At 37.4% G+C, this 25,130-nt stretch carries 22 protein-coding genes; 9 read left to right on the top strand and 13 right to left on the bottom strand.

Going from position 1 to position 25,130, the window contains the following annotated elements:
- Positions 1 to 4: 4 nt before the first annotated feature.
- Genes tssK through tssB form a run of 8 tightly spaced genes read right to left on the bottom strand, consistent with a single transcriptional unit; the run spans position 5 to position 8,440 of the window.
- Positions 5 to 1,339: a type VI secretion system baseplate subunit TssK gene (gene tssK / locus C0W29_RS19465; RefSeq protein ID WP_045044611.1), complete on the bottom strand. Its 1,335-nt coding sequence runs from the start codon at positions 1,337 to 1,339 to the stop codon at positions 5 to 7.
- A 1-nt stretch (position 1,340) separates the two neighbouring features.
- Positions 1,341 to 1,805 (bottom strand): type VI secretion system lipoprotein TssJ, encoded by a 465-nt coding sequence (gene tssJ / locus C0W29_RS19460; protein ID WP_045044610.1) that lies wholly within the window; start codon positions 1,803 to 1,805, stop codon positions 1,341 to 1,343.
- Between the two features lie 20 nt (positions 1,806 to 1,825).
- Entirely contained in the window at positions 1,826 to 3,220 is a 1,395-nt protein-coding gene (gene tagH / locus C0W29_RS19455; RefSeq protein ID WP_045044609.1) for a type VI secretion system-associated FHA domain protein TagH, read from the bottom strand.
- Positions 3,221 to 3,231: 11 nt separating this feature from the next.
- A complete protein-coding gene (gene tssG, locus C0W29_RS19450) occupies positions 3,232 to 4,257 on the bottom strand; it encodes a type VI secretion system baseplate subunit TssG (protein ID WP_045044608.1) in 1,026 nt (341 codons plus the stop codon).
- Positions 4,221 to 5,987, bottom strand: a complete 1,767-nt coding sequence (gene tssF / locus C0W29_RS19445) for a type VI secretion system baseplate subunit TssF (protein ID WP_045044607.1) — start codon at positions 5,985 to 5,987, stop codon at positions 4,221 to 4,223. Before tssF ends, tssG begins: the two co-directional genes overlap by 37 nt.
- Positions 5,988 to 5,989: 2 nt before the next feature.
- Entirely contained in the window at positions 5,990 to 6,427 is a 438-nt protein-coding gene (gene tssE, locus C0W29_RS19440; protein ID WP_045044606.1) for a type VI secretion system baseplate subunit TssE, read from the bottom strand.
- A gap of 4 nt (positions 6,428 to 6,431) precedes the next feature.
- Entirely contained in the window at positions 6,432 to 7,904 is a 1,473-nt protein-coding gene (tssC, locus tag C0W29_RS19435) for a type VI secretion system contractile sheath large subunit (protein WP_045044605.1), read from the bottom strand.
- A gap of 38 nt (positions 7,905 to 7,942) precedes the next feature.
- Positions 7,943 to 8,440, bottom strand: coding sequence for a type VI secretion system contractile sheath small subunit (gene tssB, locus C0W29_RS19430; RefSeq protein WP_045044604.1), 498 nt, complete (start codon positions 8,438 to 8,440; stop codon positions 7,943 to 7,945).
- A 480-nt stretch (positions 8,441 to 8,920) separates the two neighbouring features.
- On the opposite strand from tssB, the gene C0W29_RS19425 reads away from it, so the two are divergent.
- The 5 genes from C0W29_RS19425 to C0W29_RS19405 all read left to right on the top strand — a co-directional run bounded on the left by C0W29_RS19425 (position 8,921) and on the right by C0W29_RS19405 (position 15,282).
- A complete protein-coding gene (locus C0W29_RS19425) occupies positions 8,921 to 9,274 on the top strand; it encodes a PAAR domain-containing protein (protein ID WP_045044603.1) in 354 nt (117 codons plus the stop codon).
- A gap of 289 nt (positions 9,275 to 9,563) precedes the next feature.
- Positions 9,564 to 10,082, top strand: a complete 519-nt coding sequence (locus C0W29_RS19420; protein ID WP_107174047.1) for an Hcp family type VI secretion system effector — start codon at positions 9,564 to 9,566, stop codon at positions 10,080 to 10,082.
- A 112-nt stretch (positions 10,083 to 10,194) separates the two neighbouring features.
- On the top strand, positions 10,195 to 12,237 hold the full coding sequence (locus tag C0W29_RS19415) for a type VI secretion system Vgr family protein (RefSeq protein WP_045045872.1): 2,043 nt from the start codon (positions 10,195 to 10,197) through the stop codon (positions 12,235 to 12,237).
- Entirely contained in the window at positions 12,213 to 12,797 is a 585-nt protein-coding gene (locus C0W29_RS19410) for a DUF4123 domain-containing protein (protein WP_158260035.1), read from the top strand. The genes C0W29_RS19415 and C0W29_RS19410 overlap by 25 nt, the downstream gene beginning before the upstream one ends.
- Positions 12,798 to 12,813: 16 nt before the next feature.
- Complete coding sequence (locus C0W29_RS19405) at positions 12,814 to 15,282, top strand: LysM peptidoglycan-binding domain-containing protein (protein WP_045045870.1); 2,469 nt, start codon at positions 12,814 to 12,816, stop codon at positions 15,280 to 15,282.
- A 56-nt stretch (positions 15,283 to 15,338) separates the two neighbouring features.
- On the opposite strand, the gene C0W29_RS19400 is transcribed toward C0W29_RS19405, so the two are convergent.
- Positions 15,339 to 16,349, bottom strand: coding sequence for a formylglycine-generating enzyme family protein (locus C0W29_RS19400; RefSeq protein WP_045045869.1), 1,011 nt, complete (start codon positions 16,347 to 16,349; stop codon positions 15,339 to 15,341).
- Between the two features lie 55 nt (positions 16,350 to 16,404).
- A complete protein-coding gene (locus C0W29_RS19395; RefSeq protein ID WP_045045868.1) occupies positions 16,405 to 17,670 on the bottom strand; it encodes a type VI secretion system ImpA family N-terminal domain-containing protein in 1,266 nt (421 codons plus the stop codon).
- Positions 17,671 to 18,048: 378 nt separating this feature from the next.
- Between C0W29_RS19395 and C0W29_RS19390 the strand changes: the two genes are divergently transcribed.
- The 4 genes from C0W29_RS19390 (at position 18,049) to C0W29_RS19375 (ending at position 21,322) form a co-directional block, all read left to right on the top strand.
- Positions 18,049 to 18,567, top strand: a complete 519-nt coding sequence (locus tag C0W29_RS19390) for an Hcp family type VI secretion system effector (RefSeq protein ID WP_065191671.1) — start codon at positions 18,049 to 18,051, stop codon at positions 18,565 to 18,567.
- Between the two features lie 192 nt (positions 18,568 to 18,759).
- Positions 18,760 to 19,113, top strand: coding sequence for a hypothetical protein (locus C0W29_RS19385; RefSeq protein WP_036789747.1), 354 nt, complete (start codon positions 18,760 to 18,762; stop codon positions 19,111 to 19,113).
- Between the two features lie 261 nt (positions 19,114 to 19,374).
- Positions 19,375 to 19,482, top strand: coding sequence for a macro domain-containing protein (locus C0W29_RS19380; protein ID WP_080895417.1), 108 nt, complete (start codon positions 19,375 to 19,377; stop codon positions 19,480 to 19,482).
- A gap of 610 nt (positions 19,483 to 20,092) precedes the next feature.
- Positions 20,093 to 21,322, top strand: coding sequence for an integrase arm-type DNA-binding domain-containing protein (locus C0W29_RS19375; RefSeq protein ID WP_045045279.1), 1,230 nt, complete (start codon positions 20,093 to 20,095; stop codon positions 21,320 to 21,322).
- 74 nt (positions 21,323 to 21,396) lie between these two features.
- Here the strand turns inward: C0W29_RS19375 and malG are convergent, their stop codons facing one another.
- From malG to C0W29_RS19360, 3 genes are all read right to left on the bottom strand, one after another.
- Positions 21,397 to 22,278, bottom strand: a complete 882-nt coding sequence (malG, locus tag C0W29_RS19370; RefSeq protein ID WP_045045278.1) for a maltose ABC transporter permease MalG — start codon at positions 22,276 to 22,278, stop codon at positions 21,397 to 21,399.
- A gap of 10 nt (positions 22,279 to 22,288) precedes the next feature.
- Complete coding sequence (gene malF / locus C0W29_RS19365) at positions 22,289 to 23,860, bottom strand: maltose ABC transporter permease MalF (protein WP_045045277.1); 1,572 nt, start codon at positions 23,858 to 23,860, stop codon at positions 22,289 to 22,291.
- A gap of 223 nt (positions 23,861 to 24,083) precedes the next feature.
- Positions 24,084 to 24,293, bottom strand: coding sequence for a hypothetical protein (locus tag C0W29_RS19360; protein WP_045045276.1), 210 nt, complete (start codon positions 24,291 to 24,293; stop codon positions 24,084 to 24,086).
- Positions 24,294 to 25,130: the final 837 nt, after the last annotated feature.

The following is a 25,130-nucleotide window of genomic DNA, read 5'->3' as shown; positions in this document are numbered from 1 at the left end:
CTAATTAACTCCTAATCGCCCAAAACTGAAGATCAAGATCAGGGAAATCACCTGCCACATGAAACGCAAAACCACTCGAATTGATAAACATTTCCCATGCTGTACTGGTCTTATCAAGCTGGAAATATGTGTAGCCTGCATGGTAAGGCAATTGACGCGGAGCAACAGGCAAAGGCGATAATGGAACACCAGGTAATTGCAAAGAAATAAGCTCACGAATTTTCTCAACTGATGCAATTTTTGTCTGTTGCATGAATAACTTACGTAACTCATCTTGTGGCATACGCGCACGGACAGCTAATATAAACTCAGCATCAACAACAAGATTAGTATCTTGAATCGAAGCCACCATGAGACCATATTTACGTTTATGTAACTGAATTGAGACTGCACGAGGTTCAAGCACAATACTTAACGCTTGACGCAACATTGACATTACTGTCATAAATGTTTGCTCTGGCATATCATGATCATAACTAGCAAACTCTGCTGTCATTCTGCTTTCATCAGTAAACGTTGCAAGCTCACCACAAATAGACGTCAATTCTTGATATAACGCTTCTGGATGAACACTACGTAAGTGCGTAATATGCTGTAATCTAGGTTGAGTGCGATTTAACATTTGTAACAACATAAAATCAGCAACATCGGCAACCCCACCTTGATTCGATAAACCAATACGTGATGCAATATTTTTTGCTCGCTCTCGCATTAATCCAGCCATTTCACCAATAAAACGCTGCAAGCGAGGCACAACTTTCACATTAAGGTGACAAGGGATGAAATTATCATCCAACATTACACTGCCATCAGGGCGTTTTTCTAAAATACGAGCGATCGCAATAGAAGCATATGCACTGCGGTCATCTTTACCCAACATTAATCTGATACTCGTCGAACTCACATCGATTAAACAACTATCACCTTGTAAGGACTGAATATCTCGCACTTCTTCGCGCTGAGATTTATAACGTGTTATACCGATCGAGTCATTCCAGCTTACTTCAGATAGTGAATCACTACGTAATGGAATAGTTAAGTAAATAATTTGATTCGCAAGTGAACTATCAATTATTTCTAAGGCATCAGGCAATAAATCTTGCTGAGGAATATTAAATGATGTGCCATCTGGCATAATTCCAGCAGCTCTCTCAATCGCAATACGACCAAAACTTAAATATTCTAAATTTAAACTTAATTCTGTTATCCCATATAGATATAAACTAACAGAATTAAGTCTTTCATCAATCACACTTTCAAAATATCGTTGTTGTTGTTGGAAGTGTTGAGGCTTTATAAATAACCCCTCATTCCATATTACTCGACTTTTAGATGACATATTATTCAACCCTATCCAACATCACTTGATTATCTTTTATATAGATAAGTAGATGATAATCTCTACCCAACGTTTTCACTTTTACAGCTTTTTTCCAGTCACTATGATCACTATCCGAAAAAAACGCCATAACGCCGATATAACGCGTGTCAGCATCTAATTTTATTTTTTCGATAAACTTAAATTTATTGGGTAACAAAACATAATCATAATCTTCAATATAATTACTTTTTAATGTTGCTTTATATTTCAAAGCTAATTGATCATAAGATGCCGAATTAAACATTGAATCATCTTCAAGCTCAAAAACTTTTAATTCAATCGGTGATGCTTCTTCATTATTATTAATATTTATAGAGTCTGTAGTTACCATACTTATTGTTATCGTACTGGCCTCTAAAGTCGGATCATATTTAGAACTACACCCGATTAACAATACCAACCACACATATATCACTGCGCGCATCAAAGAAGATATTTTCACATTTATACCTCCAGCTGTTTCTCTCGCAAGTTCTTGTCATAAGATTGATCGAAAATTTCCCAAAATAACTTCTCAAAACCGTGTTGACGATTTGATGTTAACTCTTTGTGATAACTCTGATACATTTCCCAAGCCCATGATTCAGGTGACTGGCTCATAACTTGCCCAGGACGACGGTAACGTAAAAAACGACGCATCAATACTTCAGGTGAAAAGGCTTGTATGATCTGATTGAGGGCATCATTAATCGCAATATGTACAGCTTCGTTATGATCTTTAACTGTGCGTAAACTTTCTTCAATCGCTGCAGGGGCTGATAAATGTACTACGCTACGCTGGTTATCAAACATTACTTGCACTGTTTCGTCATAACTTAACCCTAATCGCAATGGGTTATCTTCAATCGGTTGTAAATTTTTATTCATCACACCATAACGGCTAGTATTCACTTGCTGATGAAGTTCAATAAGTCCTTTCACTGCAGCTTGCAGTGATGCTCCCATTTCTTCAGAAAGCATTTGCATTTCAGCAAGGTTTTCACTATTACTAGTCCGTACACCTAATCCACGAAATAATGGACCTGTTAATAAATGATTTTCGTCATTAATTACAGCAGATTGATTATTTGAGTAAGAAAACTCTCGGCTCATTTCTTCTTCAAGCAAATCCAACGTTTTATCGTCCATTATCTTATCCTTGTTGATATATGTTGCTGCGGTGAGTAACTTTGAATCCTCACTTGGATTCGATTGATATTTAAAACCACTCAACGAAATAGCTGAAGTTGGATCACTGTCGGTATCTGCCTGTATTGTTCTTTCATGACCAAACCACTGATGTTGAGTATTGATTAATGATTGCGTATCTAACTGCGAATGTTGTAGCGTCGGTACAGACATTAATGATTCAGTATCTAGATGATGTTTTAATGCATCGAGTGCCGTTAGAGGATCATCAATAGCAAACTCTTTCTCTTCAACCGTTAAATCTAGCTCTTCACCAAATAAATCAAGATGTTCTGAGTCAGATAACATATGCTCTATATCTTGATCCTTATCGCTAAACGAATTATCGATAGAAACACGAATCAGATAAGGGCCAAGGGAAATAACATCATTTTCATTTAAACGCGCATGCTTATCCCAACCAATAGGCATCTTAGCGTCATTGATATAAGTCTGATTAGAAACATCTGTTATACAAAAACACCCATCAATTAACGAGATACGACAATGAGTCGACTCCAGCTCGCCTTGGCGATCTTTAAGATACCAATCACTTGATAAACTTGAACCAATTGTTCCACCAGTAGCAATAAATTCTTTTGTTGCAGATAAACCTGGTTCTAAAGACTGCGTATTAGTAATTTTCAGTTTCAGAAGTTTTTGTTCAGCCATACGTTTATCCTTTACTGTCGAACTTGGATACAAACTTTACGATCTTTATCGACTTGACCTAAAAAGGAAGACCACCCTAACGACAGTGTTGAGTCTTTTCCTAATTTTAATAATGGTACTTCGTTTTCTTTGAGCTCTAACTCTAAATCAAACGCCATCTGTTCACGAAGAATGAATTCGACTAATTTACAAAACGGTTTATATTCTTTACCTGAAGGCAAAAAATCGTTAAATCGAGTTTGAATCAGCCCTTTAATTTCAATAACAAATTTACCCGTACAATCTCGTACTTTTGAACCAATAATCGTACTTTCACCTAACTCACTGTTTGCCATGCCAAGACACATACGCTGATGAGCAGGGATAACAACACTACGCTCTTCCCACTGCCGAATAGAAACACTCTCTAAATCAAAGCAGTGCGCAATAATCCCCGCAACCACTTGAGGGGAGCGACTTCTACCCGCTAATGTACCGGCATAAGACAGCATTTTTCCCCAGTTAATATCCGTTTCACCACGAAGTTCATCATCTGCGAGGCCAACAAAAGCAAATAGTTGTGATGAAAAGCTGTCACTGGCATTTTCTTGAAAACGAATGTAATAACGGTATTTACGCCAAATGCGATAAACCAGCGCCAATAATCGATTATTAAAAAAATCGAGGAAATGACGACGCACACCGGTTTCACTCTCAGTGGCTATTTGTTCAAGTAAAAATCCAGGTAAAGGAGATTGCGCGCCATTTAACCCAAAAAAAGTTGTTTCAAGACAAAAACCACCTTGCTCTAATAACTCTAATTTTGAAATATCACTCGCTGCAAATCCTAAACTCGGATTTGCTTTAAACAATAAACGACAATTTGCTTCCCAACCTTCACTATCTGGATCTTGATCAGCTAAACGTTGTAATAACTCAACCAATTGATAAAAGTCATAGGATCGCACTTGTTGTTGTAATATATTCACTTTTTCTGATGTAAAATGAATATTATCAAGTGTTAAATCAAAGGCTGTAGACCCACTTGCGTTCCCCATGAATACTGTTCCTGATTCACACTATTAATCACAATAAGCTCATGAAATGAATTTATGCTGGCATACAGGGAGAAAAATCGGCTCAATACACTACCAAATAAATACAAGTCACCTTCAGAACTGAAAGCTGCTTGATTAAGTTCTAACTTAGACTGTAAGCCCCTAACTGGTAATCCTTTAATAATTCTCTCTACTGGTTTAGAGGTTATTTTTACAATTCCATCAAGACGCTGTTTTGCAACACGCTCAGCCTGTCGATCAACAAGTGCTCTAAAGTCATATGCTCGTAACACTGTATACAATGCATCTTTCGATAATAATGAAAGATAATTAAGCGATAAATTAGAAATTAACGTCCACAATAAACTACCATCTAAAGTAGGTCTTAATGGTTGCGTCGGCTCCGTAATATTAGAAAAGGTCGCAAACGATGGTGAACTATTGGTCGGAACACAAATATCACCTAAACCTAATTCCAATGGTAACTGCCGGTTAGTACAAGTGAGTTGTAATGAGATAGCTTCACTAAAGCCGATAGCTTGAGTCTCATCACCACGTACAAACGAAATATAATGATCAAAGCCATCATTACGCATGCTATCTTTAACTCTGGCACGATAATAAAGAGCTAAACGATGACGTGAACGCTCAATTTCATGCTGGAAACTTTCAAAAGCGGTATAAACCCGTTTTTGCCCTCGTGCACGCGATTCGTCTGCCTCTTGTCTGCCTTGGACATGGTCAATACTGAATATCTCAAAATGTGTTGGAAAACGACTTGATGGCATGATCTTATATTCAGAACGCTTTCCAGTGAGATCGATAGGATCAGCATCATGAGAAAATAAATTAATAACGGGCGTGCAAAACAATTTAAAACATTCCTCACGAATGCGAACATCCGCTGGCAATGTCTTTGAAAATACAAATCGAAGATGAAACACTTGTCCCATATCCGGTGTAATGAAACGATCAAGATTTTCCACATCACCAAATAAAAACACATCTGGAAAAGTTAAGTATTCTTGTAAAATTCGATAACCTTCATACACATTCTTTGGATATGGCATCACAGCATCAGCACTATCAAAACCACGACTTCTAAAGTGTGATGCTGGAATAGAGAACTGCTTATCATCACAAATCAATTCAATATGTGATAAATAATGATTCAGCCATAAATAAAGCATCTGTGCACTGTAATGCTGACCACCAAGAAAAAACTGTAATGTCTTCAGATTAATATCAGCTAAACCTTGCTCACCTAACACATCCAACTGTAAATCAATAATCGACGATTCACGGCTATGTATTGTAGTCACATTAGTAAGTTTTAATGGATAAATATCTATATCCCGACAAGTTTTAAATCGGCACACAGTATCAAGCACGGCTTCACTATCAACATCAGTATTTGCTTTAATTATTTGACGAACACTTATCGCTTTTTCGATTGGCGAAAACTGAACAATACTAAAGCTTGGCACCGGGCGTAAATAATTAGGCCATAACATATTAATGATAGAGTGCGTTAACTCCGGAAATTCATCCTCGACCTTTTCCCGTAAACGAGCAGTTAAAAAAGCAAATCCTTCTAATAATCGTTCAACATCAGGATCTGTATTTCGCCCTTGCAAAAAACGGGATAGCTGTGGGTGAACTTCTGTAAAAGCAGCCCCTTGCTCTTTTAAAAAAGCCAGTTCATCTCTAAAGTATTTTTCTTGTGACAAAGTCAAATTACTCGGTATTTACGACTGTTATCCAATAGCAAATCAATACGTACTGATTCATGCAGTGCACTAGAATTGATGCATGCTGTTATATGAAAAAAAATATTTAACGGACTTCCATCATCTGGCATATATCGAATATCAATCTGTTTTAATCGCGGCTCATAGCACTCAAGACAGCGCCGAATGGCTAATTTAATCTGTAAAGCCAAATCGTGAGTTCCCAATGTTGCATCATTAAAATCAATCAAACCTAATTGTGGCGCACTCATTGCTTCACCAAGTCGGCTATTAAGCAATTGCGCCACATTTCGTTTAATTGAGTCCAATATTTGCTTCGTATCAGGAGCTGTCGTCATTGTTATCTGAGGTGAATCAGTCTCTAATCGTTCAAAGAGACTGACACCATAAGCCCTATCTGCTAGCTCAATATAGGACATTAAATTATGCCTGATCTAAACGACCAACTAGCGATAACTCAAAATTTGCACCCATATATTTAAAGTGAGGGCGTACAGATAACGCAACTTGATACCAACCTGGATCGCCTTCAACATCGAGTACTTCAATTTTTGCAGCACGTAATGGACGACGACTACGAACATCTGCTGGCGGATTTTCTTGATCAGCAACAAACTGCTTAATCCAAGCATTCAATTCACGTTCAAGATCTTGACGCTCTTTCCAAGAACCAATTTGCTCACGTTGCAACACTTTCACATAATGTGCTAAGCGGTTAATGATCATCATATAAGGTAGTTGAGTACCTAACTTAAAGTTCATTTCTGCTTCGCGTCCCTCTTTTGTATTAGGGAACACCTTTGGTTTTTGAATCGAATTAGCAGAGAAAAATGCAGCATTATCACTACCCTTACGCATAGTTAAGGCAATAAAGCCTTCTTCCGCTAGTTCAAACTCTTTACGATCCGTGATCAAAACCTCTGTTGGGATCTTAGCTTGCAATTCACCCAAAGATTCAAATAAGTGCACAGGAAGATCTTCAACTGCACCACCACTTTGAGGACCAATAATATTTGGACACCAACGATACCGTGCAAAGCTATCTGTTAAGCGTGAAGCTAATGCAAATGATGTATTACCCCATAAATAATTATCATGGGAATCACTAACATTTTCACGGTAGTTAAATGTTTTTACTGGATTCTCATTAGGATCATACGGTGTACGTAGCAAGAAACGAGGGGCAGTTAGAGCTAGATAACGAGCATCATCAGACTCGCGCAATTGGCGCCATTTAATATAACGAGGGCTATCAAATGTTGCTTTTAAGTCTTTAATATTTGGTAACTCTTCAAAAGATTCGATACCAAAGAACTCAGGTGCAACACCTGAAATAAAAGGGGCATGAGCCATTGCACCAACAGCACCGACATACTGCAATAATTTCATATCTGGCGATGATGGAGTAAAAGCATAGTTACCAATGATCGCACCAACAGGTTCACCACCAAATTGACCATAACCAGAAGAATATACATGCTTATATAAACCAGATTGAGCAGTTTCTGGCGCAAACTCAAAATCGTCTAATAATTCTTCTTTAGTTACATTTAACAATTCGATCTTATTGTTTTCACGGAAATCAGTGCGATCAACTAGCATCTTGACGCCACGCCATGCTGATTCAATTGCCTGAACTGAATCGTTATGCAGAATCTCATCCATTTGATCACTGATTTTACTATCAAGCTCAACGAGCATTTGATCAACAAGTGCTTTATTAACTTGATCTACACCATGCTCGCTACCTAATAGATTTTCTATAAAAGCAGCAACACCTTTTTTTGCAATATCGTAGCCATCATCACTCGGTACCATACGAGTTTGAAGCATAATTTCATCAAGTAAACTACCTTGGGTTGCACTTGACGATTCAACAGCTTTTTGTACAGACATTTATTGGTCCTTTAAAAGAATTTCACCTACAGAAATGATTATTTTTCTGCTTCGCCACTAACCAATTGCAGCTCACTTAACAACTTTTCACGAGACTCTTGAGACTCAATAAGTTCTTGAAGACGAGAGCGAAATGCTGGAATATTTCCAAGTGGACCTTTTAATGCAACCAACGCTTCTCTTAACTCAATTAGTTTTTTTAGTTCAGGGACTTGCTGACTTATTGCATCAGGAGAAAAATCATCTAATCCTTTAATAGAAAGCGAAATAGATAAATCAGAATCATCATCAGATAATTTATTTTTAACTGATGTCGTCAGCATTAAATTACTTTCACGCATGACTGATTCGAAATTATTTTTATCAATTGAAACAGCTTTACGATCTTCAATCGCGGTATCTTCAGCATGGCCTTTGAATTCACCAAGAACTAGCGTTTTTAATGGTAATTCAACTTCCGATTGCACATCACCACTATGAGGAACATATTTAATATTAATACGTTCTTTTGGTGCTACGCTGCCTTCTTTCGACATATCTTATCCCTGTTATATTTGTTTTTTAAATCAAACTTAGTCATTTGAAATTGCATGACAAGAGCCTTAAGTTGCATAAGGATTGGGGCGGATTAAACATCTAATGGCATAATCATTCAAGTATGAATTTTGACAAATACATTAAAAAGACGAATACAAAAAACACGGCATAAAAATGCATTCAAAAAAAATATCATTATTTTACATACTGTTAAGTAAAATTCCCTATAAGCTTACCGCCTTAAGATTACCGCTTAATCACAAAAACTCAACCCATTGATTTTAAAAGATTAAATAAAAAAATATAACGATTTTGGATGCAATGCCGCAAAAATGAAATTTATATACAAATAAGACTTTATACCCACAAGGAATTACAAGTTGCAGCATCTAAAAAGCACATTCGTTTAATAGGCAAATTATTGCCCCAATTTTTAACGTGCTACGCTAATTAGATTTATTACTCTGGAGCAATAATAAATGAATGATGTCATCACACTCGGCTGTCCAACATCAACAAAAGGTACTGTGGTATCAGGCCACTCAAATGTCATGATTAATGGACAACCTGTCGCATTAGTTGGCGATATTGCAACCTGTCCATGTGGTAGCAAAAATTGCAGTGGCCAAGGTCCAATCGTGGCTCAATCACCACGAGCTGCCAATGTTAATGGGGTAAACTTTGCACGTGCAGGTGACCTTGTGAATACGGGATGCGGGATCTGTTTTCTTAAGCCAAGCTTGCATATTGTCAGTCTCAGTACTAACACAACAAAACCTACCAATATGGGAAGTGGCATCAATATAGGCAATAACGTTTATATTAATGGGTAAATTATATACCGTTATCATCGGGTATAAATTTCCAAAAGCAGCACTATCAATAATTTTCTACAACTTGACAATATTCAATACATTTACAACGAGCAATAAGTTGCCTGGCGAGCAAGTTATTGCCTGATCTTAAGTAATAATTTGCTCAACTTAATAAAAACCTATCACCACTCAAACTTAATCATTTAAAAACAATTGGTTATAAATAAAATAAAGTTGGCACAGATAATGCTAATCGTAACAACCAAATATTCAAACTCATTTTTAATTCAGTATTAAGGACATTACCATGCCAACTCCTTGTTATATTTCTATCCAAGGCCAAACTCAGGGCAATATCACTGCGGGTGCATTCACTGCCGATTCTGTGGGTAACATTTACGTTGAAGGTCATGAAGACCAAATGCTAGTGCAAGAATTTAAGCATGTCATAACAGTGCCAACTGACCCACAGTCAGGTCAACCTGCTGGCCAACGTGTTCATAAGCCTTTTAAATTTACTGTGGCATTGAACAAAGCGGTTCCGCTAATGTACAACTCATTAGCATCAGGTGAAATGCTACCAACCGTTGAACTTAAGTGGTACCGCACTTCTGTTGAAGGTAAGCAAGAGCACTACTTCACAACAACGTTAACAGACGCAACGATTGTTAATATTGATAATCAAATGCCACATTGCCAAGACTCAACCAAAGCTGATTTTACTCAACTGATTGAAATCTCTATGGCTTACCGCAAAATTAATTGGGATCACACGGTTTCAGGTACTTCAGGTGCTGATGACTGGCGTGCGCCGCTAGAAGCGTAATTCTAAGTATAACTATTGCCCGTACTGTTCCGACAGTGCGGGCTTTTATCGTTTATGTCTTTGCTAAGGCATTAATTGATCGCTTTAGCAGAGATTTAATTGAGGTAATATCATGGCACAACAGACAGGATTACAATTTACCTTTACCGTTGAAGGGCTTGATGCATCAACGTTTGCTGTGACTGAGTTTAAAGGCAACGATACCTTGTCTTTACCTTTTTCGTTTACAGTCAATTTGGCCAGCCGCAACCCAAGTTTGTCCCCTACCGAAACCATTGATCGCAATGCTACACTAACGGTTTGGCAACAGGGCACATTACAGCAGCAATGGCATGGTATCGTGCGTCAGTTTGTTCAAGGTGATACGGGACATAGCCATACAATTTATCAAGTTGAATTTGTGCCACCTTTGGCACGGTTAGCCTTGCGTCAAAATAGCCGTATCTTCCAAACACAAACGGTGCCTGAGATTATCTCTATCTTGCTGCAAGAAATGGGCATTAATGACTATGGTTTTGCGATCAGCCGCCAATGTACACAACGTGAATATTGCGTACAGTATCGTGAAAGTGATTTAGCCTTTATCGATAGAATCGCCGCTGAAGAAGGAATACTTTATTACTTCAATCATAATAGCAATAAAAACACCCTCATCTTTACTGACGATACCCAACAGGCGGCAAGTTTAGCTGAGCCTCTTGCTTACAACAGTCGTAGTGGTGGTAGTAGTAGCGTACCTTTTATTCGAACTTTTGCGCGTAACACCCAAATTTACTCATCATCTGCTCAACTAAAAGATTACAGTTTTAAAAAGCCGGCTTATAGTTTTTTGCAAACATCAGCAGCTAAAGAAGCAGATTATCAACAAGCCACGTATGAGCATTTTGATTACCCAGGTCGTTATAAAGACGATGAAAGCGGCAAACCCTTTGTGCAATTTCGGATTGAATCATTACGACGCGATGCCCAGACGGCTAATGCAAAAAGTAATGTGCCCACTATTCTTCCAGGGGTGAAATTTACCCTGCAAGATCATGATGATGACACCTGTAATCGTGATTGGTTGATCATTGCCGTCACGCACATGGGTACTCAACCCCAAGCGTTAGAAGAAGCAGGCGGTGAAGGAGCAACGACTTATAATAATGAGTTTATTGTCATCCCTGCGCATCGTCCTTGGCGCCCGCCATTTAACGTAAAGCCGCGGGTGGATGGTCCACAAATCGCCAACGTTGTCGGCCCTGAAGGGGAAGAGATTTATTGTGATGCGTTTGGTCGCGTCAAAATTCAATTCCCTTGGGATCGTTACAGTAACAGTGATGACAAAGCAAGCTGTTGGGTACGAGTCTCTCAAGGTTGGGCAGGCAGTCAATATGGTATAGTTGCCCTTCCCCGTGTTGGTCATGAAGTCATTGTTAGTTTTTTAGAAGGCGATCCCGATCAGCCTATTATTACCGGTCGTACCTATAATGCGACGAACCAACCCCCTTATGAATTACCCGCCCATAAAACCCGTACGGTATTAAGAACAGAAACTCACCAAGGCGATGGCTATAACGAACTACGTTTTGAAGACCAAGCAGGTAAAGAAGAAATCTATGTTCATGCCCAAAAGGATGTCAACGTATTAGTTGAAAATGACCGTACCGATAACATTAAACACAATTTACACCTAGATGTAGCAAATGAACGTTTTAGTCATATTAAAGCTAATGATCATTTAACTGTTGAGGGTGAAAGTCGCCAACACACCAAAGGCAACTATACGCTGGCTGTTGATGGCAGCTTACACATGAAACAAGGTAAAGCCTTACTGCTCGATGCGGGTAATGAAGTGCATCTTAAAGCAGGCAGCAAAATTGTCATTGAAGCTGGCGCGGAATTAACCCTTAAAGCAGGCGGTAGCTTTGTCAAAATAGATGCTTCAGGTGTATCGATATCAGGTGCTGCAATTAATCTCAATTCAGGCGGCAGTGCTGGAAATGGTTCTGGCTATGCGGGTGTTTCGCCATTATTACCAGGCGCGGTTGAAGCGGCAGTGGCGTTAGTTCCTGCTTCTTTAATTAATTACTCCGCAGTACTTCAAAGCGGAGCTTTATTTGTAGAGTTATGTACATGTGGAGGTGGTACATGTCCGATTCATTCTCCAAAGTAATGGACCTAAATTCATTCACACCAATAGAACTGAATCATTATCAATACGCAATTATTGAACCACTACTATGCCCTGATATCTTTAAGTGGTGCTATACCTACGCAATAGATAATCCTATATTTGAGAAAATTTTTGAAGAATCACCATTTCAATCTATTGCTGATGGGCCAATCCTTCTTCAATTAAGTGATATAAATCCTGATTTTTATCAATTGATATATGACAAATCAATGCACTCACCCATCGGTTGTTTTTTAACATCATCGTTGATTATGAATGAATTGCTTCAACAAATTAGAGGTCGTCTAACCGCGAATACTTCTTATGGCAAATCTTTATTTCGTTTCTACGAACCTCGTGTTCTTAATGCATTAATTACGGTATTAAACAAAGAAGAAAAAATAAACATTTTTTCCGGTATCGATAACTTAATTTGGTGGGATAAAGGCTGGAAGCACTTCTCTCCTCCTCAGCATCATGAAGGGAAGTTACGCTCTCAGTTTCAGTGGGTTATCAGCGATCAACAGATTGATAGTATTAATAAATTTCTAGCATCCTAACAGGTATTATTTTCTTATGACAAACATATACACCGTTAAGCCAAATGACACTTTGTTAGGTATTGCGATCAAAAACAAGATTAGCCTTGTTGAGCTGTTGGAGTTAAATCCCCAATACCAACCCAATCCAGATCTAATAAACATCAACGATAGTATTACCTTACCAAATCAGGAAAAACCAAGCTCAATAGAACTAAAGCCTGTTGAACCTGTAAATATGAATCGACCAACAGAAGGTGGGTGTGCCATTGCAAGACCTACCTGCAAAGGAATAGAAGTGTGCGATGTTGTATTCAAAACAGGAGATAAAACGAAAGAATACTTGTTGTTAGATAAACATGCTCAAGAATTACTTGAAGAAGAGATTTCATATACTCAACAACTGATTGATGGATATGAGCAAATATTGCAAAAAGCGCCTGAAAACAATGCAAATCAAGATTATGCCGCTGTTGCTAAGCATAAAGCCATGCGACAAAAATGGTATGACATGGCTATTTCTTCAGGAGCTCTGCCTGTTAATACACAAACTGAAGCACAACCAACGCCTGAAGATGATCCTTTTGTAAATACAATTGGCATCAAGCGCAGTGATATTAATAGGAACATGGCACAAGCAAAAATAATTGAACTAGAAGAAAGGAAAAAATTCCTTAATAAGGTTTTTACTTTTGAACCAACAGAGAAAACACTCGTTGATGCTTTAATCTCAGAGATCAATACAGAACTGAAGCGTCAAGAATACTATATAAAAGCAGTGGCTAGTACTGATGAATCCTCTGTAAAACAAGGTATTAATCAAAAAAACTTCTCGTCAAAAAGTGTGGCGCTAACGAATAAAAAAACTGGGATTATTGAGATCTTTATCGTTTCACAAAATAAATTGGTTTACATACGCCAAGATTTTATGACACGAGAAAAACCTTTTTGGCGTCATTCAGAAAACCATACCCACTTGAATCAAGCTGTCTCTAGCGGCAATTGGAAAGAAATGGGTAAGGCAATATCATCAGATATTACAAATGGCATGACAGATGGTATTAAGAACACTATTGACGGCCAATTCGAAGGTAAAATAATAGGCTGGCAAGTCCCTGGTTATAAGCTCAAAGAATGGAAAGCAAATAAAGAATTTAAAGATGCCAACGGCGAAACGGTTTATGCCGTCAGTGCGGAAGCGCAATTACTAAGATTTGCAGCACAAGCCAGTGTGAAAGGCGATTTTAATCTTAAACAAGCTAAATTTGATCTCGGCTTTGCAGCTGAGTCTTCCGCTTCATTAGCAGAAGGTGCGGTTACATTTAATAGTTACTTCCCACATGAAAAAGGTTACTCCGCACTTATTACTTATACTGATGCTGACAGAAAACCTGCCTTATACCCTCTAGGTCACTTTAGATGTAGCGCAACATTAACATTAAGTTGTTTAGTGACCGCAATGGTTAATGGAAAAGCTATGATCAGTAATCAGGCTGAGAAAAGTGCGGGAACTGGCGTTATTTTCTCACCTCACCCTACGATGGGAGTAAAACCTTCTGGGCAAGTAGGTGTAAGTGCTGAAGGGTTTGCTGGTGCTCAAGCTGGCGGGCAATTAAGCGGAAAGGTAGAGTGGCTAACCCCTCAAAAGACGGGGACTACTGATTTTTCCGCTCTAATTGAAATTAAAGCTGAAGGCAATGTGGCGTTTGGACTTGGTGCTGGGGTTGATTTTCAGATTCGATTAGATAGAGGTAGCTTAGAAATCCATTGTTGTGCGCGCTTAGTATGGGGCCCCGGAGCTTCCGGCGGTTTTGGCACCTCGATTGACTTTTCACAGTTATTTGAATTGGCAAAAATTATTTGGGAAGCGATTGATACTATTGGCTACCGTATTATGGATAATATAAATGAAGAGGCTTATACCTATTTATTTCGAGCCGCTTTTAGTGCATTTACAGAAAAAGATTTCAAACCAATAAAAGACGCAATAGAAATTGGTACTAGAAAAATTGATACTTGGTGGTTGTACCGCATAGATCATATTAACGAAGATTTATTCATTTCAGATGAAGCCAAACGTTTAACAAAGCGAATTTTAGATCGAAACGTATTGAGTGGCGTTAGTTTAAGAGTTCTTCCTCCTGAAACGGTGGGAATGATGCTCAATACTTTGGTGCATACGTATGTTTTCAACCGTGAAGAGAAACAGGAAAAAGCAATTTATATGTTATTAGCAGGCGCTGTTCGCTCTTGGCGTAAGTTTGTTGAAGTGTTAGCCCACATGAATGTCGAAGGTAAAAAACAAAGTTCAGATGATGCGCTTGTGAAAAACCTAAAGCGAATAAACTATATCTTAGATGGCGACCAACAAAAAGAATTTAATCAATGGATTGCTCAGTTAGCGAGTGTAAATTATTTAGAAAATATGGGGATGGTTCCAAAAAAATTCCCATTTACTCCCTCCAGTCCACACCTAAAAATCAAACGTAATAATTTAAAACCGTAATACAACGTTGCCGGCAATAATAGCTAAAGGTTATTATTGCCGATACTAAATGCATACTACTTTACTGGTGTCGTTTGCTGCACCGCGCAACGGAAACCAATTGATGAGTAATATTCATCTTGAACTATATCTTCACCTGTTCTGTAAGTAGTTAAGTCCCAACCTCTCATGACCTTTTTAGATCCTGTTGATGGGCCTTGAGGATCGAGTTCTGAGGATTGTTGATAATAATCTTTGCTATACCAATCATTGACCCATTCTTGTGTATTTCCAGACATGTCATATAAACCGAGCGGATTGGGTGGATACAATTTGACCTTATACCTATCGTTTATGTCCCCAATATTCCATTCATCTTTTGTGTAATCGACATACCTACCATCAACTAGATGCCTACCATTTTTGGGTTGGAGATAGCCGTTATTGGTAGCATAATATAGATGCTTTCCACGATTTCTTGCTGCATATTCCCATTGCGCTTCTGTGGGTAAGTCAATCGGAAAACCCGTTAATTTACCCAGCCATAAACAGTAATCTTTTGCCTCTTGCCATGTTTTAGTCGGTGTTGCTCTATTTTTAAACTTTTTATCAGGAAAGTCATATTTCCTCCTATCTTCAGCATGAACAACTGGCAGATTATGCGCTCTTTTAAATGCATCAAAACCGTGATAGGTCGTTTCATGATTAGCTAATGAATAGTCACTTAAGGTCACTTTATGTATAAAGTTAGAGCCAGTTTTAAAATTGGAAATAGTCGTATTACACTTAGCATCTGGCGACCAATCCATTCTATCCGTAGAAATGGGGTTACAAGGGGCTTTAAATGCCCCCATCATGAAGGCTCCACCTTTGATAAACACCATACTTTCAAGTGATTCAACAGCAACATCCACGATTTGATGTTGAAGTTTGGTATCTGCATCAGGGTAAAGCTTTTTTACTTTCGCTTCTATTTGAGTGATTTTTTCAGCTGGTATCGTTTTACTGGTTACTGAAGCAGTTGTCTCTCCAGTGCATGCTGTTAATACACATCCACTTATTAATATGCTTAGATATTTTCTATACATCACTTAACCCAACCTTCCCTATTCGTATCCATTCATTAAACAACGCTAATAGCATTTAAATATTTTTACTTTGATCTGTTAATTGTGAAAATTTTAATTTTAACCCTTTTATTTCACTATCAAGTTGTTGAAGCTCTTTTTGTACTTCTGACTGATTCTTATTAACTATTTGTTGCTCAATATAACTGATTCTTCCATAAACAGGTGATAAACCAATTGCATAGTCGTTAATTTCTTCTGAAAGTGAAGCCAACTTATTGCTTCGACTTTGATTCATCGTTTGTTGTAAATTTGCAATATTGGTTCTAGCTGTTTTAAAGCGCCGATATTGTGTCTCAAATCGCTCTCGAATATCTGCAATATACTGCTGATGTTGTTCTATTTGTGCATCATTAGGATACAGTTGCTTAACGGTATCCATCAAAGAAAATGCTTGAGCTATATTCTTACCAAATAATGCATTAATTTCATCATTCACTTGACGCAAATATAAAGGAATAATAATCGCCTTATTATCGGTGAATACAGAGGGAGAATATTGATGCTGCAATTGAGCAATTTGCTCTGAAGTAAGTACTTGAGCTTCTAACTTCTCTGCCGTAACTCGCTTTAGCAATGAATTTGTTGTGGATCTCAAATAGTCTTTAACAGCAAAAACTGATAATCCTAATAACAAACCTAAGCAAAACACCCAAGACAAGCGTATGCGATGTTTATTACGCAGAGGTAATTTAGGCGGGATATCTTGTTGCTCATTAATATGATTTTGTTTATCTGCCTCTATTAGCTTTAACTTACCTTCAAGATAATCGACATGTTCAAAAATCACATAACTAATGGCTTCTAAATCAGGAACATGTTGAGGATGTACGTCTAAAAATAGTTCATAAATTTCTTTACAGCAACGTTCACAACGGTAAAGATCCTTAAGCTGTGATTCTTTAGGCTCTAATCGACGTAACTCATCACCTATTCTGGCAATCATCCAGCGATAGAGATCTGCACATTTAACTAGGTTAACATCTTTATTTTCATAGAGATGCATTAACGCAGCAAGTTGAAGTTCAAGCCCATTTGCAAGCCCACTCACCCCCTGTTCTTTGACCAATGCAGTCGTATAATAGAGTGTTGTCAGAAAGTTTAACCCGTCAGTTCGAGCAAGATCCTCACACAACATCTTGATTTTATCCCAATCAATTTTTCCATAAGATGGATTGTTAAGACGATTGATCTCATCTCTAATTAATTGATATCTTGTAGAATTTCTAAGTTTGCTTTCATCATCCACAAACTTAAATTGCCGACTCTGATAAAATCCCATCGTACTCAATGGTTATTACTCCCCGTAAAAATAGATCAAAAAACTGCGCGGAAGGCATACATTATTCCGTTACCGTCCACAATAAACTATATTTATGCAATTATTGAGCCAAGTGGTAATCACATAACTCATTGATATTAATGGAGTACTTATACAAAAGAGTTCTTTTAAGCAATATATCGCTCAGTATGAGCAATAAGTGGCCCACTGAGCAATATTTTGCCCGATATAAGCAACAACTCGCCTACATCAGTTTCCCTATAAATTAATATCATTAAATTACATTTAAAAACAGTAACTTAAAATATTATTATTATTGGCATGCATCCTGCTATGTGTACGCACACATCCTAACTTTAAAATATAAAGGACATTACAATGCCAACTCCTTGTTATATCTCTATCCAAGGCCAAACTCAGGGCAATATCACTGCAGGCGCATTCACTGCCGATTCTGTGGGTAACATTTACGTTGAAGGTCATGAAGACCAAATGCTAGTGCAAGAATTTAAGCATGTCGTAACAGTGCCAACTGACCCACAGTCAGGTCAACCTGCTGGCCAACGTGTCCATAAGCCTTTTAAATTTACTGTGGCATTGAACAAAGCGGTTCCGCTAATGTACAACTCATTAGCATCGGGTGAAATGCTACCAACCGTTGAACTTAAGTGGTACCGCACTTCTGTTGAAGGTAAGCAAGAGCACTACTTCACAACAACGTTAACAGACGCAACGATTGTTAATATTGATAATCAAATGCCACATTGCCAAGACTCAACCAAAGCTGATTTTACTCAACTGATTGAAATCTCTATGGCTTACCGCAAAATTAATTGGGATCACACTGTTTCAGGTACTTCAGGTGCTGATGACTGGCGTGCGCCGCTAGAAGCGTAATTCTAAGTATAACTATTGCCCGTACTGTTCCGACAGTGCGGGCTTTTATCGTTTATGTCTTTGCTAAGGCATTAATTGAATACTTAAATAAAGCTTAAACGATGAATTATTATAAGAAATTAGCTATCTATTTTCTCTTCTCTTTCAGCATATATTTACTATAAATAACAGTATTATTAACATGACTCTATTATGAATATCATTGAATTTAAACTTGGAAAAATTACTTATCACTTTACCGTCTCAGAACAACAACAGGCTTTATTATCGTTAACGGATGAAACTCGTATTGACCTAACTACATGGCGAGGATTTTCTGAAGCATTAGAAACCTCTATTATAAAAGCTATTCCGGAAGCGTTAACACCGCCATCGGCACAAGAGATCAAACACGCTCAAACTATTGCACACGAGCTAAACCTCCTTCTACCCGAGGATTACACTAAACGAGTCATTGTATGTCGACAATTTATTCAACAACACCTCCTCGACCACCAACGGCTATTATCAATGTTTAATAATGTAAAAGGTAAGCTACTCAAATAGGTATTGAATACTATATAATTCAAAGCAGTATCTCTGCTAATTAATAATAAATCATTGCACAATTGATACTCTTCTACATATCCACAGTGAATAGCACACATTAGAAAAAGATAATAAAGATTCAACCGTTAAAAAGAATATATCAAAGAGTTAATCAAATTATGGATTTTGCGGTTGACCTCAGTTTAATACATACCAACACATTAACAATAATCATTAAAGTCTCTCGAAAAAACACCGTATTGAGCGACAATAAACATTATGGAAGGCAATTATCGACATTCACTGCAACTGGCTATTAGCCGTCAATGCCAGTCTATTGCCTTCCCTGCTATCTCATGTGGCATTTATCGTTATCCACCAGCATAAGCAGCCACCGTTGCAATTAACGTCTGTAGTGAGACTGCATTTAAACAACTCGATATTAGCTTTTACTTATTTGATCAAAGCTTAGTTAATATCTGGCAACAAGCCTTAGCTGCGACTGAACAATAGCACCTGAGCATTAACTACTGACAATAGCTACCGAACAATTACTGACCATGCTTACGGTGCTGTCACGTCTAAATACATTAACGGGCAAGCATCCCCTAGCAGTTATGGTAAACTCAGTGATAAGTATTTGTATGTAACCGATAGCAGCATTACCAGTGTGGATAGAAAATGATGCCCACTGCTATCGTTTACAGTAAATTTTAGTGCCTCTGGTTGTACTCCATAGGTTAACTAGAAAAATAAAGAGTATAAAAATCAAATGAGTAGTCAAACAATTCAGTGGTTCCAGGGACTAAAAATACCACGTCCATTGATGTTTAATAAAAACCACATTTAACACTATCAATCAACAAGTTAAGTATAGTTTATCGTCCACTGAAATCCACTAAATAATACCCCAAGCCAACACTTTTAGTACCCCATGATGTACCCCATAAATCGAAACTAATATATACTGGCGAAGTCTAGTTTTGAGGTTACGAATATGGCTCGTCAAGTGACACGTCTTACTGATAGAAAAGTGAAAACTATAGCAGCAACAGGCAAGGAATTTACCCTATCAGATGGTAATGGATTACAGCTTCGTGTACGCCCTGCTGGCACTAAATCATGGCAGTTTAAATATAATGACCCTGTAACAAATAAAACACAGAAACTCACGCTAGGTACTTATCCTGATCTATCACTAGCAAATGCACGCACAAAAGCGGTTGAGTATCGTGAGCTATTAGCACAACACATAAACCCAAAGTCATTTGAGCAAACCAAAAAGCTAGAAGCTCGCAAACAACAAGCAGATACCTTTTTAACTATCGCTGAATTATGGTTTGAGCGCAAAAAGGACAACATCACGCCCGAACACGCTTACCGTGAATGGCGTACATTAGATAAATATATCTTCCCCCATATTGGCAAAACACCAATCACTGCAATTAATGCTGTTGGTACTATTGCGGTATTACGACCATTAGAAAAAGATGGTAAATATTCAACCGTTAAAAGAATATGCCAGAGTGTTAATCAGATAATGGATTTTGCGGTTAACCACGGTTTAATTCATGCCAACCCACTGGCTAAGATCATTAAAGTATTTCGCAAAAATACCGTATTACACATGCCAACAATACGGCCAGAGCAACTGCCTGACTTTTTAGAGCGCCTAAATGCATGCGCAAGAATCCAAATTAAAACTAAATTACTCATTCTGTGGCAATTGCATACTATGACTAGGCCCAAAGAAGCAGCAACAACTCGTTGGGCTGATATTGACTTAGAAAATCGAGTATGGACGATTCCAGCTGAAAATATGAAGCGTCGAAAAGCGCACCGTATACCGTTAACACCACAAGCGATCGAGATCTTAGATCAGATACGTCCGCAGAGTGAGCTGTACGATTATGTCTTCCCTGGTGAGCGTGACACGAATAGTCATGTAAGCCTATTTACAGCGAATGCCGCTATTAAGCGTAGCCTAGGGTTAAAAGATGAATTAGTCGCTCATGGGCTGCGCTCAGTCGCTTCTATCGCACTTCACGAACAAGGATTTGATAGTTTGCTTATTGAAGCGTGTTTATCACATGCAGATCAAAATGAAGTAAGGGCAAGTTACAACCGCTCGGATTATTTAGAGCAGCGTAAAGAGATTATGGGCTGGTGGAGTACATATATTAAAAAAGCTGCACAGAGTAATTATGGATATTTAAATGGAAAATAATAACCAAATATTAAAATCAATTTAAAATAAAAAGAGCTCTATGAGAGAGCCCTTTTATTAATAATTTCGTATTTTTATCCTTTTACCCCACCAGAAGTTAAACCACCAACCAAAAATTTCTGAGCAAGTAAAAAGACTATCGTAATAGGTAAAGCAGATAACACTGCCGCAAAGTCACCCCATAAATAATTTTGAGGGTACAAGTATTGCTGCATCCCAACGGCTAGCGTGTAATTATTAACATCAGATAACAGTGTTGATGCCACAGGAACTTCTGTTACAACACTAATAAACGATAAGATAAAGACTACCGCTAAAATAGGCACAGATAAAGGTAATAGAACCAATCTAAATGCCTGCCATGGTGTTGCTCCATCTAAAGCTGCAGCCTCTTCTAATGAATGATCGATTGTTTCAAAATAACCTTTAATCGTCCAAACATGCAACGCAATACCGCCTAAGTACGCAAATATCAATCCACCATGAGTATTTAAACCAAGGAATGGAATATATTGTCCTAATCGATCAAACAATGCGTACAATGCCACCAACGCCAATACTGCAGGGAACATTTGAAAAATCATCATCCCTTTTAAGATATTTTCTTTACCCGCAAAACGTAATCGAGCAAACGCATAGGCACTGGTCGTTGACATCGCTACAATCAATATAGAGGTGATCGTCGCGATTTTGATGGTATTCCACAACCACAATAATACTGGAAATGGTGGTGTTATTGAACCATCAGCATGTTCTACTGTAATACCTAGTGCGAGTTTCCAATGATCTAATGTTGGATTACTTGGAATTAACTCCCCTCCTGAAAAATTACCCTCACGGAACGATATTGCAATAATCATTAATAAAGGAAATATTGTGATCACGAGAAACAACCACAACACTAAGTGTGTTGCCCATAACCGATATTTTAATGACTTAGATTGTACCATCGCCATGACCGACTCCTTAGTCTTGTGACAACTTAGTAAATTTCAAATTAAGTAACGCCATACCTGCCACCATCACGAAAATAATCGTAGCTATTGCACCTGCTAAGCCAAAGTCTTGACCACCACCGCCCTCAAAGGCAATACGATAGGTGTAACTTACTAATAAATCGGTATAACCAGCAGGCTCTGATGTATTCACCATATTAGGACCACCACCAGTCAATAACTGAATCATTACAAAGTTATTAAAGTTAAAAGCAAATGATGCAATTAATAATGGTGTTAATGGTTTAATCATTAATGGTACAGTAATTTTTATAAAATTCTGGAATGGGCTTGCACCATCAATCGCTGATGCCTCATATAAATCATCAGGTATTGATTTTAATAATCCCATACATAAGATCATCATATAAGGAAAACCTAGCCATGTATTCACGATAACAACCATTAATCGTGACAATACAGGATCTGAAAACCATGCTGGCTTAATTCCAAATATTGAACTTAATAGCATGTTTATCTCACCAAAAATTTGGTTAAATAAACCTTTGAATATAAGAATCGAAATAAACGATGGTACGGCATAAGGTAATATTAATAAAATACGGTATAAGCAACTACCTTTTAATGGTTCCCACTGCACAATACACGCTAACACCATACCAACAATCAGTGTTAATGCTACTGCTAAAAAGGCAAAAACAACCGTCCAGATAAAGATACCGACAAATGGTTCTTTGATACCATCATCTTCAATAACACGTTTAAAGTTATCTATACCTACATCAACAACAAACCCAGGAGAAATATGTTCACCAACAAATTCACCCTTACTATCAACAGGTTGGTAAAAGCCCGTATCCATATTCGGCTTATATAACTGATCTGTTTGATTATTTAATAATGTGACGTTATCAGATTGCATTGTAAATAAAGGATAATCAGCAGCAAATTTTCGTAAGCCACTCATTCGAATTTCATTACCATCAGGTAATTCCAAGATTAGACTTGAAATTTGACTTCGGTTTTTAACAATATCTTTGATGGGTAATTTTTTACCAAAAGCTTGAACAATCGCTTCTAATTTAATAGCAACAGGATGTGATTCATTATAATTTTTTATCGGCTTTGTATTACCAAAAGCCTCTGCTACTGGTTTTAATTTTACCGATTTATTATTAAAATCAATTAATCCTGTAGATAACAATTTACCATCATCATCGATAATAATTTGATAGCCGCCACCAGCTTTATACAACTCAAAGTTATAACTTTTTCCAGCCTGGAATGTACGCTGCTCTAATATTGACTGCGTGCGCTCTAACGTTAATTGATTTGTCGCACTATAGTTAGTAAAAGCTAAACTTACCGTATATAAAAGAGGGAAAACAATGAAAATGATCATCCCAGTAATACCTGGATAGATATAACGTTGGGCATAGGTTTTACTGCTACCAAAAATATAAACCGCTAATGCTGTCAATACCAGTGTTAATAATGCAAAGGCAATTTTACCTTGTGCATACATTAATACTGTCGCGTAGCCATTTACCAAGGCGATCAAACTTAAAATAAACCATTTAATTTCTTTCTTATATTTAAATGATTTATTTTTATTATTTGATTAAAATAGCTCGAGATCTTAAACTAACTCCATATCAATATCCTACATCCAGATAAAAATATAGGGGAATCTCTTCCCCTAAAAAAGAACATACCTTGATAATAGGTACGCGCTCACCCGCTTCTACGAGCAATTAAACTTATAACCTTGGTTATTCCCGTTCCAGGTGGGCCTTGAATACACGCTAGATAACGTGATGTACCCCATAGGCTACCGCTTCACACTGCTTGTCATTTAAACCACACTCTTGCACATAATCTGCACCATCATCAAATCTGTGCTCATCAACGATCTCGGTATTTAAATGAGCAAGAAGAGACAATAGCATATTTCGGCCGATAGGTGAGGTCGCTACATCCGACAAGGCTTTATCGTAAAACGAGATTAAATCCATTCCATCAACATCATCCTAAAAATATGCTAACTCTATGATACTCATCAATATGAGTAATAGAATCATATTTTCTATATATATGGATCACATTAAACAGAACTGCATGAGAAAACTCATTGCAGGACATTTGAAAAAACATCACGAAAACTTTACTACGGTGATCTGAATCGAATTAATGTAAGAAAATAAATAGTTAAAAATAAATCAAACCGCTTATCATTATTGAACCGCTTTGTAGCAAACAATTCTTTTATACAAAATGTATAAAGCCATTCTTTTCTCAGAAAGAATTACCAACTTACAAGATGGATTTTTTACATAACTAAGGACAATCAACCATCAAAGAGTTCAATGGTTGGTACTATCTAGCTAAGTATCCTATTTGAATAAGAAGTCTGATCGAGTTTTAGATATACTCGCTTTAGTTAAGTTGAACATAACGTTTGTTGCTTAGTGGCACCCACAATCGCTGATAGAGGTTATTTAAATTTCTTTCATTTCAAAATGTTTAAGTCTACGAACGTATCATCACCACCACACTTAATTACTAAGCCCGCGACTTAGTAATATACGATAACTAGCTTCAGTGTAATGGTAGGATTGAATATAACGATAGATCAATAAAGAAGTATGACTTATTGTAATTTTAATCTAAGAGGTTTTTAGAAAAAAGAATATGTATAGCAGATAAAGGTCTTAGGTGAGTTAGCATGATAGCTAACTCACTTAAAGACTAAGTATATATTGATGTTAACAAAGAAATATATTCTTATTAATGTGATCTATATCTTATTATTTAGTTATTGTAATAATTGTTAGTACATAAAAATTTATTAT

The sequence above is a fragment of the Photobacterium kishitanii genome (assembly GCF_003026355.1).
GTDB classification, from domain to species: domain Bacteria; phylum Pseudomonadota; class Gammaproteobacteria; order Enterobacterales; family Vibrionaceae; genus Photobacterium; species Photobacterium kishitanii.
The sequence above is the reverse complement of the archived record's forward strand: the minus strand, read 5'-3'. Positions and strand labels throughout refer to the sequence as shown.